We start from the raw sequence: 16,149 nt of genomic DNA on the forward strand, positions 1-16,149 counted from the left end.
TTTTAATGTCTTATTAAATTGTCTTCTAACTCTTCTAAAGTTTGGCCCTTGGTTTCTTTCACTTTTGCTTTTACAAACAGGAAGCCTGCAAAACAGATGGCCGCGTACAGGTAAAATGGCCCGTATGCGCCTAATATTTTGGCCAGGATAGGAAATGTAAACACCAGGATAAAGTAGGCCCCCCAAAGCGATACAATGGCTACCGACGATGCCACACCACGAATTTTGTTGGGGAAGATCTCGGATATAAGCACCCAGGTAACGGGCGCCAGCGAAATAGCATAAGTACTGATAGCCAGCAACACAAATATGGATACCAGCCCCGCCGGGAAATGATTTTGCAGCAGAAAAGCCAGTATAATGTACAATACTGATAAGCCCAGCGATCCCCAAAGCATTAGCGGGCGGCGGCCAAGTCTATCAACCTGCCACATGGCTAATAAGGTAAATACCAGGTTCACTACGCCTATGGCCACGGTCTCGAACAATTGCCGGTTCAGGTTAGCGCCTACCGATTCAAATATGGTAGATGTATAGTTAAATACCACATTGATACCGCAAAACTGCTGAAACACCGCCAGCGTTATACCCACCACCACAGCCGGGCGTACGGCTTTTTCAAACACCATGGCGTATGATTGTTTTGTTGACCCAATCAATGATTTTTCGACCGCTTTAAAGGTTGATTCGGCAAAATCAGGCGAGCCAATTTTGTTGAGGATAACCCTGGCTTTATCAGGCTGACCCGATTTCATGAGCCATCTCGGGCTTTCGGGCAGCCAGGTAACACCTATCAAAAATATAGCCGATGGTACTGCCCCCAGGCCAAACATCCAGCGCCATGAATCGGCACCATGATCGGCCAGGAAGTAGTTGACCAGGTTGGTCACCAATATGCCTATTACTACTGTAAGCTGATTTATAGCCACGTTTCGGCCGCGTACTTCGGCAGGCGAAACCTCAGCAATATACATGGGGCAAAGCATCGACGCCATGCCCACGCCTATCCCGGCGGCAAAACGCAGGATTAAAAAGTAAGTTAAGGATGCAGAAAACGCTATCCCTATAGATGATACCGCGAAAATTAGGGCAGCGATAATAAGCCCCGGCTTACGGCCATATTTATCGGCAATGTTACCGGCCAGCAAACAGCCAACTATGCAGCCTAAAGCCAGTGAACCGGTTAAAAAGCCCTCCCATACCGGCGTTAAGGCAAACTGGGTGCGCAGAAAAGGTAACGCGCCCGAAATCACCGCAAAATCGAACCCGAACAGGTACCCGCCCAGGGCCGAAATAAAGGAAATGCCAATAATATAACTACTGTTGAAGTTTTTTGAACTACTCATTTTTTAGGTTGGATATGGTTAACTGGTGGTGGCATAATATTACAGTTTATTTTTATCATTAATTTACCGCTACTATTTTTACCAGCAGGGCATCGCCTGTGTTGGCAGCCATGCTAAATGTTTGGGCGTCAGCTTTAAGTTCACCAATTGCCATATCGGTCATAAAATCGCGGAACTCGTATTTTCTATGCGCATCAAGGCCCAAGGCCTGCCTGGTAAACGATTGTTTAAAATCATTTTTAAGGTCGAAATTGAATAAGGCCAGCATGGTGGTATCGCCCGGCAGGTAAAACGACAGTTGCTGATCAAAGCTTTCGCCATCGGCTGTTTTAAGGGGCATAAATGCTTTAGGATCGCTAAAAAATTTGGCTATGTTTTTATTATTCAAAAATTCCTGTGCCCGGTAGGCGGCTATCGGGTTCCTGAAATCAGATCCATCGCCCAAAATACTGCCCATCACCATCATAGCATACAGGCGCACTTTTATTTCCTGCTCGTTCAGATCCGGGTTTTTCTGGAAGTTTTTCATGATGCTTACATCCAGGTTGGTATAAGGGAACAAAGTACCCTGCACCCAGCCCATATGTGATCCTGTGGCTAACGACGACTCCGTACTACCCCAGTTAGGAAAACCTTTCTGATCATCGCGCAGGTGCGAGTATACATCGGTAGATACAAACCGCGTATGGGTATATTGGTGCGGAAACAACGGCGAGATGGCCTGGGTGATAAAAACATCCTTACCCATAATTGAATCAACCAGGTGCCGCAACGTTTTCATCCCATAATTGTAAGCCTGTATCCCGGTACGGATCTTTGGATCGTAACGTTTGGTGCTCTCCAAAGCACCGGCCGTTAAAAAGTCTATCTTGATAAATTTGGCGTTGATGGCTTTTGCCTTTCTCAGCTGCGATATGATAGCAAGCCTGACCGCCGGATGCGTGGGATCCATGGCATAAGCACCCCATTCGCCATCTTTGTACATGATAGCTTTACCGTTTTTATCCTGCAACAGCACATCCTCAAACATTACATCGGTACCCGGCAGCTTGCGCCCTTTGGTATCATTCTTCCAGCTCCACATGGCAAATGGCGTAAAATAAAATCCCATCTGCTGGCCGTTTTTCGCGCCATATTCTCCTATCGATTTTAAAACGTCTGTTGAATAGATGCCCTGGTCGTACGAGTCGATACTCAAAACCGGTTTGGAGTAAGCACCAAAGTTGGGCATAGAGTGGATAAAATCCGAGATCTGGTTTACAGCGGGTGGCATCATCACCTTTTCGTAACCCAGCACGCCTTCAACCCCAAAACTGTTCCAGTAAACGGGGGCCGGTCCCTCCCAGGTTTGCTTGCCATTGATGATGGAATTTACCCGCCCATAATCCTTAAAAGCCTCGTGCAAATCATCCGATCCGCAGATATAAACAGTGGCCGAGCTTACGGTTTGGCCAAGCATGGTACCGTGGTCGGCATGGTCATGCGTACCATCCAGGCCGCCATATCCCGATTTAAGGGATGGATTATCGGCCGTAGCCACACCGCCAAAAACATTTAATGAATCTACATAACCCAATTGGGTTCCGGTTTGATAGGATAAACCTGTTTTCCAGAAATCATGACTTACGCTACCTATTACCAGGCCCGAATTTTTAAGCTGATCATACACCGCTAAAAACTCGTAGCTGATGCCTTTGCTTTTGGGCTCGTCGCCTTTCGGCCAGCTCCGCTCTAAAGTTGGGGTCCAATTGTCGTTATCAAAAGGTACATCCAAAATGCGCGGCTCGGTACCGGGAATAAATAACCTGCCTTTATTGGCCGGCAGGATAGCTATCGGGCTGATATCCCGGGTTTCGATAGGTTTACCCGTGGATGTAGCACTTACATTAACAAGCGCATATTGCTTGCCCTGGTAAAGGGTAAAGGATTGTGTGATGCTGATGTTGTGCTTTGCATCACCGTGCTTGACAACAAGGCTTAAGCCTTTGCCTACATTATCGTTAACCTGCCGGGTTGTGCAGGCATGGTTAGAAAGATCAGTAGTTGATAAATATCCCGAAGTTAAATCGCGCACGTAAGCTACCGTGTTATCCATGTGCATACCATTGGCAAACACATAGCTAATTGCACCGGTAGTTTTATCAACCGTAATTTTTACCTGCGGGCTGCTAATAGCGGTATTATCTGCACTTTGTTGGAGTTCCTGTGCGCTCAACACAGTCACGGATAAAATCAAAAAAGCTATCAGGCCGGAAGTTTTGATGAAGCTGATTTTATAATTACCTGTTGTTTTTTTTAAGTGCTGCATTTAATGTTGTTATAGTTTTTGTTATCGCGATAACCTTGTTAAATCTTTTGAATCGTGTTCGTCGGTACATCTATTCCTGTTATTATCAGGAATAAACACTGAACGCTTAACACACTAATATTGCCGGCTTATCTCTTTTATAGAAACAATTAAAAGGCATTTCCTACTATTGGTATCGCTAATTGGTTACAATGTAAATGTCATGGATTGAGCAGAATAAAAAAATAGTCAATGTTACGGAAATGATGGACTTTATTACGCCCTGTCAATTTCAATTATTTCTATTTTTTACCAATGTTTTGATATTTTTTGTTAATGTTTGTATCCGAAGATCAACCAGTTAACACGGAGCACCAATTATCACGGTATCCATTCAAAAAAATGACTAAAAGTACAGCTATCAGGCGGCGGGACGGTTTTGAAGGGCAAAAGCTTATTGTGCTACCCAAAAAGATCATTACCAACTTTTTAAGTAAGGATTTGGTTACCAAACAAATTTACATTACCGATATCGGCTATTACCCCAAAGCCCGGCACCATTACGCCGAGCGCCCCAACGGCATTAACCAGCATATAATAATTTACTGTACCGAAGGCTATGGCTGGCTGGAGATCAACAAGAAAAAGGTAGAAGTTTCGCCATCGCAATTTATTGCCATACCAGCCAACACCCCGCATAAGTACGCCGCCAACATGGATAAACCATGGACGATATACTGGATTCATTTCAAAGGCGAGATAGCATCTTTTATAGTAGAACTGATCCTGAAAAACTCAGAAAATTACAAGCCATACCTGTCTTTTAATGAAGACCGGATAAAGCTGTTTGAAGATATTTGCTTTAACCTGGAGAAAGGCTATAGCAGCGATGCGCTGCGTTATGTAAATATGATATTCTCGCACTTCCTGTCATCGCTTATTTACGAGGATAAGTTTAACCATGTTGATGACAAGCCTGCCGATAACGATATTGTTGAAAAAACCATCCAGTACATGCAGGATCATGTAAATACCATGATAAGGCTTGACGATCTGAGCAGCTTTGCCAAGTTGTCCACCTCGCACTATTCGGCCATTTTCCGGTCAAAAACCGGCTACTCTCCTATTGAGTATTTTAACCAGCTAAAGGTTCAAAAAGCCTGTCAGTATATCTCATTTACTGCCATGTCTATCAAAAACATTGCCCTGACTTTGGGTATAGAAGATCAATATTATTTCTCAAGAATGTTTACCAAACTGATGGGTACTTCACCCAACGAGTATAGAAAAAAAGTAAAAGCGAGTAGCTGAAGGGAAAAACTCTAAATCGTAAATTCTAAATCTAAAAGGAAAGGCTTACCTGTAGATGTTAAGTTGCGACGGGATTAGAATTTAGAGTTTTTTTATTTAGAATTTTCCCTTCCTCCAATAGGGGTGTTTTGCTTTTGAGTTGTATCAGGTGTATAAAAACAAAATACACCGTCCATGATTATCACTTTAATTATCTGGTTGTTTAAAAAATATGCCATACCTGCCATGGTTAATTATAAAGGCAGGGCAGCTTTAAAATTTGGCAAGTTGCTAAAAGTACCTGTGGCCGTAGTTCTGCTGTCGATAACCAGTGTGCGGTTATATGCTACCGAAACAGTAACCAAATACAATGTTTTGCACAGCGGTAAAGTGGTTGGCCATCTTAACTTTTATCAAAAAAACACAGGCGATGAACTTTACCTCAAAATGGTATCAGAAGTTAAAATGAAGTTCATCTTCAGTATTAATGTTAATTGCAACGAAGAGTCGACCTTTAAGAACGGCAAGCTCATCAGCTCGCATGTTTTGCGGCATGTTAATGGTAAAGAGAAGGCTAACCGGGAAACAAAGGCAGCAGGGAACGCCTACCTCACCCTGGCCGAAGGCAAAAGCGGCCGGGTTGAGCAAGCCGGTATAAGCAATAACTTGATGCTGTTGTATTGCCATGAGCCGGAAGATGGCAACCTTGTTTACTCCGATAACTTTCAGCAATTTTTAACTGTAAAAAAGGCGGCGGCGCATGTATACCGGATTGACCTGCCCGATGGCAATTACAACTATTATACTTACGCCAATGGTATTTGCAGTAAGGTAGATATCCACCATTCTTTATACACCATCCAGGTACAGCTGGCCTAAGCCATAGTAAACAACATGAGGTATATGACCGGGAAAGCCCCTATATTTAACGCATATTTTCACCCTTTATCAGTGGAATACAGCGATAGCACGGTCATTTCCTTATTAAAGCAAGGCAACCAAAAGGTATTTGAAATGGTGTTCAAAAGCCATTTTAAAAACCTACATGCTTATGCCTATACTTTTTTAAAGGACGACGGACAAGCCGAAGAAGTAGTTCAAAACGTATTTTGCCGGATTTGGGAAAAGCGCGACTTGTTAAAAACCGATGGATCGATAAAATCATACCTATACCGGGCCGTTCATAACGAAAGCCTGAACTACCTGAAACATCAAAAAGTAAAAGCATCTTTCCAGGTTTATTATGCTGATGAAATGGACCAGGTGCAAGATCATTCGGCCAAAGCAATGCTGGCCGATGAATTGGAAAAACACATTAGCCGGGCTATGAGCGAGCTGCCGCAGCAATGCCGCACCATTTTTCAGCTCAGCCGCTTTGAGCAACTGAAATACCAGCAAATTGCCGACCAGATGGGGCTTTCTATAAAAACCATAGAAAACCAGATGGGCAAAGCATTAAAACTGATGCGAACCAAACTGGCCGAATTTTTAATGATCATTTTGTATTTAATTATCAGCCGTTAGCACATGAGCAACAGTACCCCCCATATGACCGATGATTTGCTGGTAAAACACCTGCTTGGCGAAGCCACCATTGAAGAGCAGGAACAAGTGCAGGCATGGTGTAATGCCGCGGAGGAAAACCGCCGGTATTATGACCAGTTTAAAAAACTGTGGGACCAAAGCTTAAAGATTGCCGGCACCCGCCTTGTTGACGAGGACGCCGCGTTTATACGACTGCAAAACAGGATAAATAATAACCAGGCCACATCCAAAACTCAAACACGCCGTTTAAATCGGGCAAACTGGCTGGCTATAGCAGCATCCGTGGTATTGGTTTGCATGCTCAGCTATTGGGGGCTAAATTATTTTAGCAGGGTTACTATCATTAACCTGCAAAGCAATAATAAAGTACTGGTAGATACGCTTTCCGACGGATCTGTAGTTACCATGAACGCGTTATCGCAATTATCCTATCCAAACAGGTTTAGCGGCGATACCCGCGCGGTTTATCTATCTGGCGAGGCTTTTTTCAAAATCACTCCTGATAAAACAAAACCTTTTATTATTAATGTAAATGGTGTAACGGTTAGGGTGGTTGGCACGTCATTTAATGTAAAAAGCAGGAATGGAAAAACCGAAGTGATTGTTGAAACCGGAATTGTGAATGTAAACAGGGATAAAAACAGCATCAGTCTAAAGCCCGGCGAAAAGACTGTGGTATTAAAAAGCGGTAACAGCCTTACCAAACAAAGCACGCGGGGTAAATTGTACAGCTACTATATCAACAAAGAGTTAGTATGCGACAGCACCCCTTTAAGCGAACTGGTAGCCGCCCTGAATGAGATTTACGGCGCACATATTGTAATAGCAAAACCATCATTAAATAAACTGCCCATTACAACCGTGTTTAAAAATCAATCGCTTGAGCAAATTTTATTGGTAGTCACAGGCACATTCCCCATTACAGCGGTACACAAAAGCAACCAAATCATCCTGAAATAATTACTATTTCTACCTCGTACTATGTATTATTTAAACCGGGTGCTTTTAGTCTTTTTTACGGTCGCGTTTTTCGCCAGCCTGCATAACCATGCAGCGGCGCAGGTTAATCTAGCCCGTAATATCACCATTCACGTAAAAAAACAGCGCCTGGGCATGGTTTTTAAAACGATGGAAGATAAGGGTAGCTTTTACTTTTCATATAACAGCAACCTGATAAAAGCCGATAGCCTGGTAAGCCTTGATGCCGATAACTGGACCGTTAAAGAGGTGCTTGACCAGATGTTGATGAAGCGTTTTGAATACAAGGATGCCAAAGGCTTTATCATCCTGCGTTACGCCCCCCTGCAACTTGGCTTAACTACCGAAAAATCAAATACCGAAAACAGGGAATACATTATAACCGGTTTTGTTGCCGACGAGCAAACCGGAAAAAAACTACCTAACGCAAGTGTATACGAAAAAAGCCTGCTGCAATCGGCCATGACCGACCAGAACGGTTACTTTGAGTTGCACCTGAAAAATGAAGGCCGGCCGGTTCGGTTAACCATCAGTAAAGAACTTTATAAAGATACAACCATCACATTTTTAAACGATGTACAAATTACAAGCCGGCCGGATAGTGGCCTGTTTAGCTATATAGCCAATGATAGCAACGACGATATAACCAAAACAGGGCTGGGCCGTTTGCTGCTGTCAACAAAACAACAAATACAGGCAGCCAATTTGCGCGGCCTGGTGGCTAATGCACCGTTCCAGGCGTCGGCTATACCCAATGTAAGCACACATGGCGCCTTAAACGGCCAAATTATCAATATTGTATCTATAAACGCTATAGGCGGCTACAGTGCCGGGGTACGTGGTGCCGAAATGGGCATTATATTTAACCTTGATAAAGGCGATGTACAAAGCGTACAGGTGGCAGGCGCTTTTAATGTGGTTGGCGGTAACGTTAGCGGCGTGCAGTTAAGCGGCTTGTACAACAATGTTTTGGGCAGTGTAGAAGGCTTTCAGTTTACATTTTTACACAACAGCATTAAGCGCGACTTATCGGGCGTGCAATTAAGCACTTACAACCATGTGCGGGGTAAGGTTTCTGGTTTACAGGTAGCGCTATTGGGCAATATTGCCGGCAAAAACGTAAGCGGCCTGCAGATAGGCGTGGGCAATATAGCGCAGCAAAAATTTGAGGGCGTGCAATTTGGTTTTTTCAATTTTGCCAAAAAACTAAGGGGCGTTCAGTTAGGATTGATTAATGTGGCCGATACCTCATCGGGGTTCAGTTTTGGGCTTATCAACTATATCCGCAATGGGTATAACAAATTAACTTTGTCATCAAGCGAAACGTTGAATGCCAACATAGCCATAAAAACCGGCAGCAATAATTTTTATACGGTTTACACCGGAGGCATAAGGATTAACCAAAACAGTAAGATATACGGCATGGGAATGGGACTGGGTACAGTACTTGACATGGGCAAACACCTTACTTTTAACCCCGAAATTAGCAGTCGTTACCTGTATGAAGGAAACTGGCGCTATACCAACCTGCTGCAACGGCTTGATGCTAATCTGAACCTTAAACTGGGCAAAAAAGCATCATTATTTGGTGGCCCCTCCCTGAATTTTTACTACTCGGACCAGGAAAATGCGGTTAAAGACTACGGCTTGGCGCAAAACCTGCAGCACAATTTCAGCGCAAACCAGCATCATTCCTGGTGGCTGGGCTGGAATGCCGGGTTTAACTTCTTTTAAGCCATATACGCCTGGTTATCCAGCTCGCCTGCCCTGAGTACATTATGTTTTGTCAAAAAACCAATCAAAACATCTGTCGAAAAATCTCCGGCCAAATCTAAACTGGTATGCATATGCCCAATCTTTACGTCACAGTAATCGCTGTGAAACTCAAATGTGATACCGCGAAAAATACCGGAGATAAATGCCACTGTTTCTTCATCAAGCAACCTGAAGCCGCTACTGCTGATCCGGCAATAACGACAAAGTTGTTTAATAGGGCGATATGCGTGCAGGGCTATGATCATTGATTTTTAAGGATGACTTTTAAACGGCTTTGAATAATAGCTTGTTTTAAAAATCCAGGTAAAATACTATCTAAAATAAACATCATTTTATTAATTACGCCGGGGATAATCTCTTTTTTTCCTTTTAACAGGCCATCAATAGCAATACGCGCCACATCCTCGGCTTCCAGGATGGTGGCCCTTGATACACCTTTTAATTTATTATTAAGCACCAGCAATTCTGGTTTGGTATTAATGCCACCGGGGCTAAGTAAGCTGATGCTTACATTTGAGCCGGATAACTCCAGCTGCAAACATTTTGTAAAATAACGGATAAATGATTTAGTGGCGCCATAAACCTGCTTTTTTGGTACTACAAACAAGCCGCCAAGGCTACCCACATTTAAAATGTAAGATGTTACTTTACCATCGGCCTGCTTTAAAAACAAACGGGTAAGCAATACCGGCGTTACTACATTAAGCTCTATCTGCATTTTATAAAAAGCTATCTCCTTCTCTTCAAACCACGACCAATTGCCCAGCCCCGCATTGTTGATGAGCAGGTTGGCGGTAATACCTCTTTCCTGCAGGTAGCTAAATATCTTGGGGTAATTTTCTACGTTGGTCAAATCCATTTCCAGGTGATGGGCATGCACATCAAAGTTTTTACGGATGTAGGCAGCCAAATTGCCAAGGCCCGAGCCGGGCAGCGCTACCAGCAATAAATTAATATTACGCCGGGCCAGCTCAATGGCAAATGATTTGCCCAGGCCTTCGCTGGCGCCGGTAATTATGGCGGTTAATTGCGTCATGGCTTAGTTTACCTTTAAATAGTTAACGGTGCGCTGCATCCCTTCATAAAAAGGGGTTATTTGATAGCCCAACTGATCAACAGCTTTTTGGCTGCTATACTTTTGGTCGAATTTTAACCTGTCGGCAAACTCGGGCAGAAACACCGGAGGCAAACCGGTAAGCCTGGCTTTCAGCCACTCTACCCTGCTATAAACTTTAATAGCGCGCTGCGGAATATTGAGCATGCGGCGGTGCTTGCCAGATACAGCCGTGAGCGTACTAAAAAATTGATTGAAGCTAATATCCTCGCCACCCAAAATATAACGGTTGCCGGCAATACCGTTTTCCATCGCAGCCATGTGACCGCCTACTACATCATCTAAAAAAGCATAATTAGCCACCTGCTGCCCGTTGCCGGGTATAATGCGCCAATTACCTTTTAAATAGCCGTAAACCATTTTGCCAACGGTATTACTATCGGTTACCGGCCCTTCGCCAAATACGCGCGATGGATTTACGGTAACCACATCCAAACCTTGCTTTACAAATTGCTGTACTTCCAGCTCGGCCAGGTATTTGGTACGCTCGTAGGCTATCGGAAAACCAACTATCCGGGGCTCGTTCTCGCTTAGCGGGTATTTTAGCGTTGGGCCCCATACACCGCAGGTTGAGGTATAAACTATTTTTTGAATGCCTGCGTTAGCGGCCGCTTCCAACACATTATGTGTGCCGGTAACATTGGTTACATGAAAATCATCGGGATTGCGGCTCCACATTTTGGCCAGGGCTGCAGTATGATAAACCTGGCTACAACCCTGCATGGCATTAAGCAAACCGGCAGCATCGAGTATATCCCCTTTAACGGGCTCAATGTTTTTATGTTTGAGCAGGAAGGGATGCGCCGTATTTCGGCATAAGGCTTTCACATCAAAACCTTTTTGAGCAAGCGCTAATGTAAGCTGGCGGCCAATAAAGCCGGTAGCGCCGGTAACTAATATTTTCATAACCGTTATACAACGGTATTAAGGTTTACCCCTATGTTGATTATGAAAAATTGGGTATGTTTCGAAAAACAAGCGGCATACAAACAGGAAAGCTTGACTCGTCCTGAAATAACTATACACTAAAAGAAAGTGTATGAAAGAAGAATCGGAACAAAAAGCGAGTCAGATTCGCCTTACTACTCGATGTCACTTTGAAAGCAGCCTACGGGATGAGATCATAAAATCGATAGAATCAGGGACCCCGCGGAGCGTGATAACCTATCAGTATGGCATGTCGCGGGCATCTCTGAGTAAATGGATGCGCGACCACGGCTCGAAAGAGTACCAGGAAAAACAGCGGGGATATCATTTAAGCGACATAGAAAAAAGATCCGTTGTCCGCCAGGTTGAGCAAGGCATTCTGAAACCTTATGCAGCGAGGAAGTCATACGGACTAAGTGGAGAAACGCTAAATAAATGGCTTAAGGCCTCGTTGAAAGAAAATGCGGAACTTGCGGTCCATGATCCGTTTGAGATGAAGGATAAAGTTGAAGTGCAGTCTGGTGTGCCGGACCCGGAAAAGGAAGCTTTAAAAAAGGCTTTGGAATATGCACAGCTAAAGATCAGTGCCTTAAATACCCTTATTGATGTAGCGGAGGATCAGTTTAAGATCAAGATAAGAAAAAAAGCTGGGGCCAGGCAGTCATGATAATGAAGCAGGACTACGCCCATTTAAGCTGGGAGTTTCTATGCGGACTGTTTGGCAAAACCCGCCATGCGCACTATGATCACTTATGGAGAAACCAAGATGACTCTATCAAGGAGGAAATTATCCTGCAGCTTGTTCATGAAATAAGGAAGCCTTTACCCCGGTTAGGGACAAGAAAGATGCTTTATCTGCTTAAGCCGCAACTGGCTTCTCATCATATAGAAATCGGCAGGGACTACCTGTTTGACTTGCTTGACGCTCCTAAGCTGCTGATCAGGCAGCGTAAACGAAAAGCAATCACCACCGATTCCCGGCACTGGATGCATAAGTACGCCAACCTGGTAAAGGAAATGCATATTATACGGCCGGAGGAACTTTGGGTAAGCGATATAACTTACATTCGGGTGCAAAACCAATGGGGCTACCTGTCACTGATAACAGATGCATTTTCACGTAAGATCATGGGTTATTGTTTCCGCCTGGATATGCTGGCGCTGGGGCCTATATCGGCCTTACAGATGGCCCTGGATGTCCGCAGTTACAGCGGGCAAACCCTTACCCATCATTCTGACAGAGGGTCTCAGTACTGCTCTAAGGATTATGTGGAATTGCTTGGGAGCGAAACTATTTCCATCAGTATGACTGAACGGGGTGACCCGTATGAGAATGCACTGGCCGAACGAATGAATGGCATCATCAAGGGGGAATTCAACCTGTACATCAGCCCGGTTAACTTTGAGCAGACTTATAAAAAGATCGATGGCAGTATTAAGGCATACAACGAATTGAGGCCCCATGGAAGCTGTGACTACCTGACGCCTTGCCAGGCGCATGAACAAGGTGATGTACTGAAAAAACGCTGGAAGGAATACCCGGGCAAATGGGAGAAGGAAAAGCCGCTGGCCATTCCCGCCTGACAGATGAGTTATCAACAAAAAGAGGAGGTTCAGCAAAAAGAAAAAAAGAAGCAAAAAAAGAAAAACGTGTTGAAATATGGAAAACTGAAGGAGTTTCCCACATTCCAACACGACAAACAAACAACAAGTTATTTAACTTTATCTTTAAAAAAAGAACCTGTATAGTGTTTACAGGATTAACTCACAAATCTGTATAGCTATTTCAGGACGGGTCAACGCATCTAATTGGGTTAACATAACTTAACACATTTTAGATAATATATTTATAAATATTTGATAATCAATATTTTATATTTTAACATGGTTAACATGAAACTAATCGAAAAATTTAGTTGTATCCTAATACTTGTGCCTGTTGTTGGCCAATAAAAGTCCCTTCGGTAACCGGATCATTTAACCAGGATCCACCAATAAAAACAAAGTGTCGTTTGATACTTATATCTTCCCGACGCCATAACCTCATTCCATTAACTATGTTGATGCGTTTGCCTTGCCTGGCTATTTTGTACTCAGGGTATTGAACTTGTAGGTTAACGTCAATAAAAAATAGCGCTTCAGCGTATTGTTCTGTACATCGTAAATGGTGTTATTACCGGTAAAGCGATATACGCTGGTGTTTTGGTTAAACAAATCATAACCGGTCACTTTTATCTCGCCCCTGTCTTTTTTCAGGAACTGAAGGGCTACCGAGCTACTTATCACGTTAACACTTTTTTGAAAGCCATTGCTCACCTGCGAGTTATAGTTAAATTCCTGTTTAGTTTCCCACACTATCTTTTTTGGCCAGCGCACCACCAGGTTGTTTTGCATGCTGTAGTTATCGGTAAACACTTTTTTATGGTCGCCATAATTATAGGAAGTATATACCGGGCGATAGCCGCCGCCAGCATTAAGCTCTATCTTATCGTTCCAGTTTATATTGAAATTTTGGTTAAAACCGAGCGAAAAATACTTTTGCCATCCATCTACCCCGTTAATAATGTTAATATTTCGCCGGTAAAATCCATAAACCGAGGTATTTGTGTTCAGCGTCCATTTACCCATCTTTTTAAACTGTTTGTACATCCCCATTGATCCATTTACGCTAAACTGCCCATCGCGATTTACAAAATTGGTGGCCTGCGCGCCATTGGCTACGCTTATTTGTGTTTGCACAATGGCATCCTGCTCTGTACTGAAACTGGCATAACTATAAATATTAACCTGCGATGCCTGGAAGTACTTATTAAAATTGATATTGACATTATCGTTAATAGTCGGCTTTAAATTGGGATTGCCTGTAAAGCTGTATAACGGGCTATAAACGATAGTTTGCGGTTGTAAGGCAGATAAATATGGCAAACTGGCCGAGCGGTTGTAACCAACAGAAAAAGACCCGAGCTCCATTCTTATAGTCGGCAGGAAAAAGAGGTAGTTGTGATAATTTGTCGCGACAGCAAATTTATTTTCGGCCTGCTGCCAGTTAAATGATAAGCCCGCGATAAGCGATATCTCCTTGGTAAACTGGTAGGTAATACCGGGCTTAACATCCTCGGTAAATAAATTACGTTTAAGGTTGGTACTTTGGCTAAGCAGGTAAATATCATAAACCTGGGTAGTTTTATTAAAATCAAAAACAGCATTCTCTTCGCGCGACCGGCTATAATTGCCCGATGTGGTAACATCAACAATCAATTTTTTGGTAAACGGGTACCTGATACTCCCATTTAAACCCGCCGAGAAATTGGAGTTTTTCCCGTTGCCCTGCCGGTTTAAGGTATCCGATTTAAGGCTTGATACAAATGAATTGAGGTTTGTTTTACTCAGGCTTTGCGATTGGCTGGGGCTGTACTGCAGGTTATGGCCTATATTTATAGATGCTCCCTTTTTTCCTTTCAGTCGCTTGTTATAATAAAAGTCCTGCTGAAAATCTGTGCCATGGCTTTTGTTGCTTGAACTGCCTCCATTGGTATTTAAATGACCTTCAAAATTGTTATAATTATCAGAAAAAGAGCTATTTGACGAATTATCGCGTTTAAAAACAAGCTTAGGCGAATAGTGGATGGTATTAAGCGTATCCGGATTCCAATCAACCAGGCCGGTTATGGAATGCGAGTAATTGTTTGACCGGTTATCATTAGTTGATGTGGTATTAAGCGTAGTATCGCCCAGGAACTTCTGCACGTGCGCCTGGTTTTGTGACGTATTGTTTTTTTGGCTGTAAAAATATAGCAGGTTCAATTTTAGCTTTTTGCCATAGTCGGTATTGATATTGAATCCACCCGATGTTATTTTTTCGATACCTCCGCCCCAGTTTTGGCCACCGGTATTCACAGTGCCGTTATAAAGGTTATTGCCGCCGCTCCTATCAAACCCGCCCTGCGAATACAATTCATCATTTGAAAAAGCGGTACGGTTAAGGTTATTGCTTAAGCCGATGAGGCTTACCTGTAAGGTATCCCTGAACATGTTAAACAAGCCGCCGCTTTCATACCTGTCGCGCGTGCCTGCGCCGGCAAAACCTTTACCAAACGTACTGCGCTTTATGGCTTTTTTCAGTTTCAGGTTAATCACCTTTTGTACTTTGGTATCACTAATCAGGTGGTCGGGGTCGTTCTCCCTGTCATCATAAACCTGTATCGAACCTACTATGGCTGCATCCAGGTTTTTAGTGGCAATTTTAATATCACTGCCAAAAAACTGTTTGCCATCTATCAGTACTTTACTTACACTTTTGCCATTCACGGTTATGGTGCCGTCGCCGTTAACCTGCACGCCGGGTAGTTTCTTGAGTAACTCCTCTACCACTGCGTTGGGCCGGGTTTTAAAAGCCTCGGCACTAAACTCAATGGTGTCTTTTTTAATGGTGATGGGCAAACGCTCGGCCTTGATTACTACCTCATCCAACATTTTATTGCTCAGCGCAATTTCGCCAAGATCAACCACCTCGTTTTTTTGAAAAGTTAAAGCCTTGATAAAACTTTTGTGGCCTGTGTATGATATCACCAGTTTGATTTTTTTTCCCGACGGGAGGTTGCTTAGTTCAAACTCGCCGTTTTTTTTGCTTAGCGTATAAGCTATAAGCGATGTATCTTTTAAATCAACCGCGGCCACGGTACTTAATTCAAGGGATTTTCTGTTTAACGAATCGACAACGTGGCCCTTAATAGTTACATGTTTTTGGGCAAAAGAAATGGATATACCGGTAAAAAGGAATAATAGGATAAGAAGGTAGCGCATGGATGTGTAAGGTGTAATAAGGTAGATTGAAGGCTTGTGGCAGTTTTTTTTATAACGGGCAGGAGTTTACTTCATAAAAGCAG

14 protein-coding genes are annotated in these 16,149 nt (G+C 43.3%); 8 read left to right on the forward strand and 6 right to left on the reverse strand.

Going from position 1 to position 16,149, the window contains the following annotated elements; all coding sequences use genetic code 11:
* Positions 1-2: 2 nt before the first annotated feature.
* Together AC1DV1_RS09195 and AC1DV1_RS09200 are read right to left on the reverse strand one after the other, a co-directional pair.
* Positions 3-1,346, reverse strand: coding sequence for a sugar porter family MFS transporter (locus AC1DV1_RS09195; protein ID WP_477357867.1), 1,344 nt, complete (start codon positions 1,344-1,346; stop codon positions 3-5).
* A 58-nt stretch (positions 1,347-1,404) separates the two neighbouring features.
* Positions 1,405-3,654, reverse strand: coding sequence for a hypothetical protein (locus AC1DV1_RS09200; protein ID WP_477357870.1), 2,250 nt, complete (start codon positions 3,652-3,654; stop codon positions 1,405-1,407).
* A 381-nt stretch (positions 3,655-4,035) separates the two neighbouring features.
* On the opposite strand from AC1DV1_RS09200, the gene AC1DV1_RS09205 reads away from it, so the two are divergent.
* The 5 genes from AC1DV1_RS09205 to AC1DV1_RS09225 all read left to right on the forward strand — a co-directional run bounded on the left by AC1DV1_RS09205 (position 4,036) and on the right by AC1DV1_RS09225 (position 9,180).
* Positions 4,036-4,944, forward strand: coding sequence for an AraC family transcriptional regulator (locus AC1DV1_RS09205; RefSeq protein WP_477357873.1), 909 nt, complete (start codon positions 4,036-4,038; stop codon positions 4,942-4,944).
* 174 nt (positions 4,945-5,118) lie between these two features.
* Positions 5,119-5,802, forward strand: a complete 684-nt coding sequence (locus tag AC1DV1_RS09210; RefSeq protein WP_477357876.1) for a DUF6134 family protein — start codon at positions 5,119-5,121, stop codon at positions 5,800-5,802.
* A 24-nt stretch (positions 5,803-5,826) separates the two neighbouring features.
* Complete coding sequence (locus AC1DV1_RS09215) at positions 5,827-6,447, forward strand: RNA polymerase sigma-70 factor (protein ID WP_477357878.1); 621 nt, start codon at positions 5,827-5,829, stop codon at positions 6,445-6,447.
* A gap of 3 nt (positions 6,448-6,450) precedes the next feature.
* On the forward strand, positions 6,451-7,428 hold the full coding sequence (locus AC1DV1_RS09220; RefSeq protein ID WP_477357881.1) for a FecR domain-containing protein: 978 nt from the start codon (positions 6,451-6,453) through the stop codon (positions 7,426-7,428).
* A gap of 21 nt (positions 7,429-7,449) precedes the next feature.
* On the forward strand, positions 7,450-9,180 hold the full coding sequence (locus AC1DV1_RS09225; protein ID WP_477357883.1) for an LA_2272 family surface repeat-containing protein: 1,731 nt from the start codon (positions 7,450-7,452) through the stop codon (positions 9,178-9,180).
* On the opposite strand, the gene AC1DV1_RS09230 is transcribed toward AC1DV1_RS09225, so the two are convergent.
* The 3 genes from AC1DV1_RS09230 to AC1DV1_RS09240 are packed head-to-tail and all read right to left on the reverse strand — an operon-like array spanning position 9,177 to position 11,242.
* Positions 9,177-9,467, reverse strand: a complete 291-nt coding sequence (locus tag AC1DV1_RS09230) for a hypothetical protein (protein WP_477357886.1) — start codon at positions 9,465-9,467, stop codon at positions 9,177-9,179. The genes AC1DV1_RS09225 and AC1DV1_RS09230 overlap by 4 nt on opposite strands.
* The gene (locus AC1DV1_RS09235) at positions 9,464-10,258 is read right to left on the reverse strand and encodes an SDR family NAD(P)-dependent oxidoreductase (RefSeq protein ID WP_477357889.1); all 795 of its coding nucleotides are present in this window, start codon (positions 10,256-10,258) and stop codon (positions 9,464-9,466) included. Before AC1DV1_RS09235 ends, AC1DV1_RS09230 begins: the two co-directional genes overlap by 4 nt.
* 3 nt (positions 10,259-10,261) lie before the next feature.
* Positions 10,262-11,242: an NAD-dependent epimerase/dehydratase family protein gene (locus tag AC1DV1_RS09240; RefSeq protein WP_477357892.1), complete on the reverse strand. Its 981-nt coding sequence runs from the start codon at positions 11,240-11,242 to the stop codon at positions 10,262-10,264.
* 133 nt (positions 11,243-11,375) lie between these two features.
* Here AC1DV1_RS09240 and AC1DV1_RS09245 point away from each other — a divergent pair, with 133 nt between their 5' ends.
* Genes AC1DV1_RS09245 through AC1DV1_RS09255 form a run of 3 tightly spaced genes read left to right on the forward strand, consistent with a single transcriptional unit; the run spans position 11,376 to position 13,044 of the window.
* Complete coding sequence (locus AC1DV1_RS09245) at positions 11,376-11,930, forward strand: hypothetical protein (RefSeq protein WP_477357895.1); 555 nt, start codon at positions 11,376-11,378, stop codon at positions 11,928-11,930.
* A 2-nt stretch (positions 11,931-11,932) separates the two neighbouring features.
* Positions 11,933-12,847, forward strand: coding sequence for an IS3 family transposase (locus AC1DV1_RS09250; RefSeq protein ID WP_477357898.1), 915 nt, complete (start codon positions 11,933-11,935; stop codon positions 12,845-12,847).
* Entirely contained in the window at positions 12,811-13,044 is a 234-nt protein-coding gene (locus tag AC1DV1_RS09255) for a hypothetical protein (protein WP_477357902.1), read from the forward strand. The genes AC1DV1_RS09250 and AC1DV1_RS09255 overlap by 37 nt, the downstream gene beginning before the upstream one ends.
* 301 nt (positions 13,045-13,345) lie before the next feature.
* Here the strand turns inward: AC1DV1_RS09255 and AC1DV1_RS09260 are convergent, their stop codons facing one another.
* Positions 13,346-16,066 carry an outer membrane beta-barrel protein gene (locus AC1DV1_RS09260; protein WP_477357905.1) on the reverse strand — a complete coding sequence of 907 codons (2,721 nt, stop codon included), beginning with the start codon at positions 16,064-16,066 and terminating at the stop codon, positions 13,346-13,348.
* Positions 16,067-16,149: the final 83 nt, after the last annotated feature.

Source organism: Mucilaginibacter sp. P4_D1, from assembly GCF_056401935.1.

Excerpts from the sequence above, each read along its gene's own strand:
- AC1DV1_RS09195 (WP_477357867.1), bottom strand. The coding sequence starts at position 1,346 with ATGAGTAGTTCAAAAAACTTCAACAGTAGTTATATTATTGGCATTTCC.
- AC1DV1_RS09200 (WP_477357870.1), bottom strand. The coding sequence starts at position 3,654 with ATGCAGCACTTAAAAAAAACAACAGGTAATTATAAAATCAGCTTCATC.
- AC1DV1_RS09205 (WP_477357873.1), top strand. The coding sequence starts at position 4,036 with ATGACTAAAAGTACAGCTATCAGGCGGCGGGACGGTTTTGAAGGGCAA.
- AC1DV1_RS09210 (WP_477357876.1), top strand. The coding sequence starts at position 5,119 with ATGATTATCACTTTAATTATCTGGTTGTTTAAAAAATATGCCATACCT.
- AC1DV1_RS09215 (WP_477357878.1), top strand. The coding sequence starts at position 5,827 with ATGACCGGGAAAGCCCCTATATTTAACGCATATTTTCACCCTTTATCA.
- AC1DV1_RS09220 (WP_477357881.1), top strand. The coding sequence starts at position 6,451 with ATGAGCAACAGTACCCCCCATATGACCGATGATTTGCTGGTAAAACAC.
- AC1DV1_RS09225 (WP_477357883.1), top strand. The coding sequence starts at position 7,450 with ATGTATTATTTAAACCGGGTGCTTTTAGTCTTTTTTACGGTCGCGTTT.
- AC1DV1_RS09230 (WP_477357886.1), bottom strand. The coding sequence starts at position 9,467 with ATGATCATAGCCCTGCACGCATATCGCCCTATTAAACAACTTTGTCGT.
- AC1DV1_RS09235 (WP_477357889.1), bottom strand. The coding sequence starts at position 10,258 with ATGACGCAATTAACCGCCATAATTACCGGCGCCAGCGAAGGCCTGGGC.
- AC1DV1_RS09240 (WP_477357892.1), bottom strand. The coding sequence starts at position 11,242 with ATGAAAATATTAGTTACCGGCGCTACCGGCTTTATTGGCCGCCAGCTT.
- AC1DV1_RS09245 (WP_477357895.1), top strand. The coding sequence starts at position 11,376 with ATGAAAGAAGAATCGGAACAAAAAGCGAGTCAGATTCGCCTTACTACT.
- AC1DV1_RS09250 (WP_477357898.1), top strand. The coding sequence starts at position 11,933 with ATGAAGCAGGACTACGCCCATTTAAGCTGGGAGTTTCTATGCGGACTG.
- AC1DV1_RS09255 (WP_477357902.1), top strand. The coding sequence starts at position 12,811 with ATGGGAGAAGGAAAAGCCGCTGGCCATTCCCGCCTGACAGATGAGTTA.
- AC1DV1_RS09260 (WP_477357905.1), bottom strand. The coding sequence starts at position 16,066 with ATGCGCTACCTTCTTATCCTATTATTCCTTTTTACCGGTATATCCATT.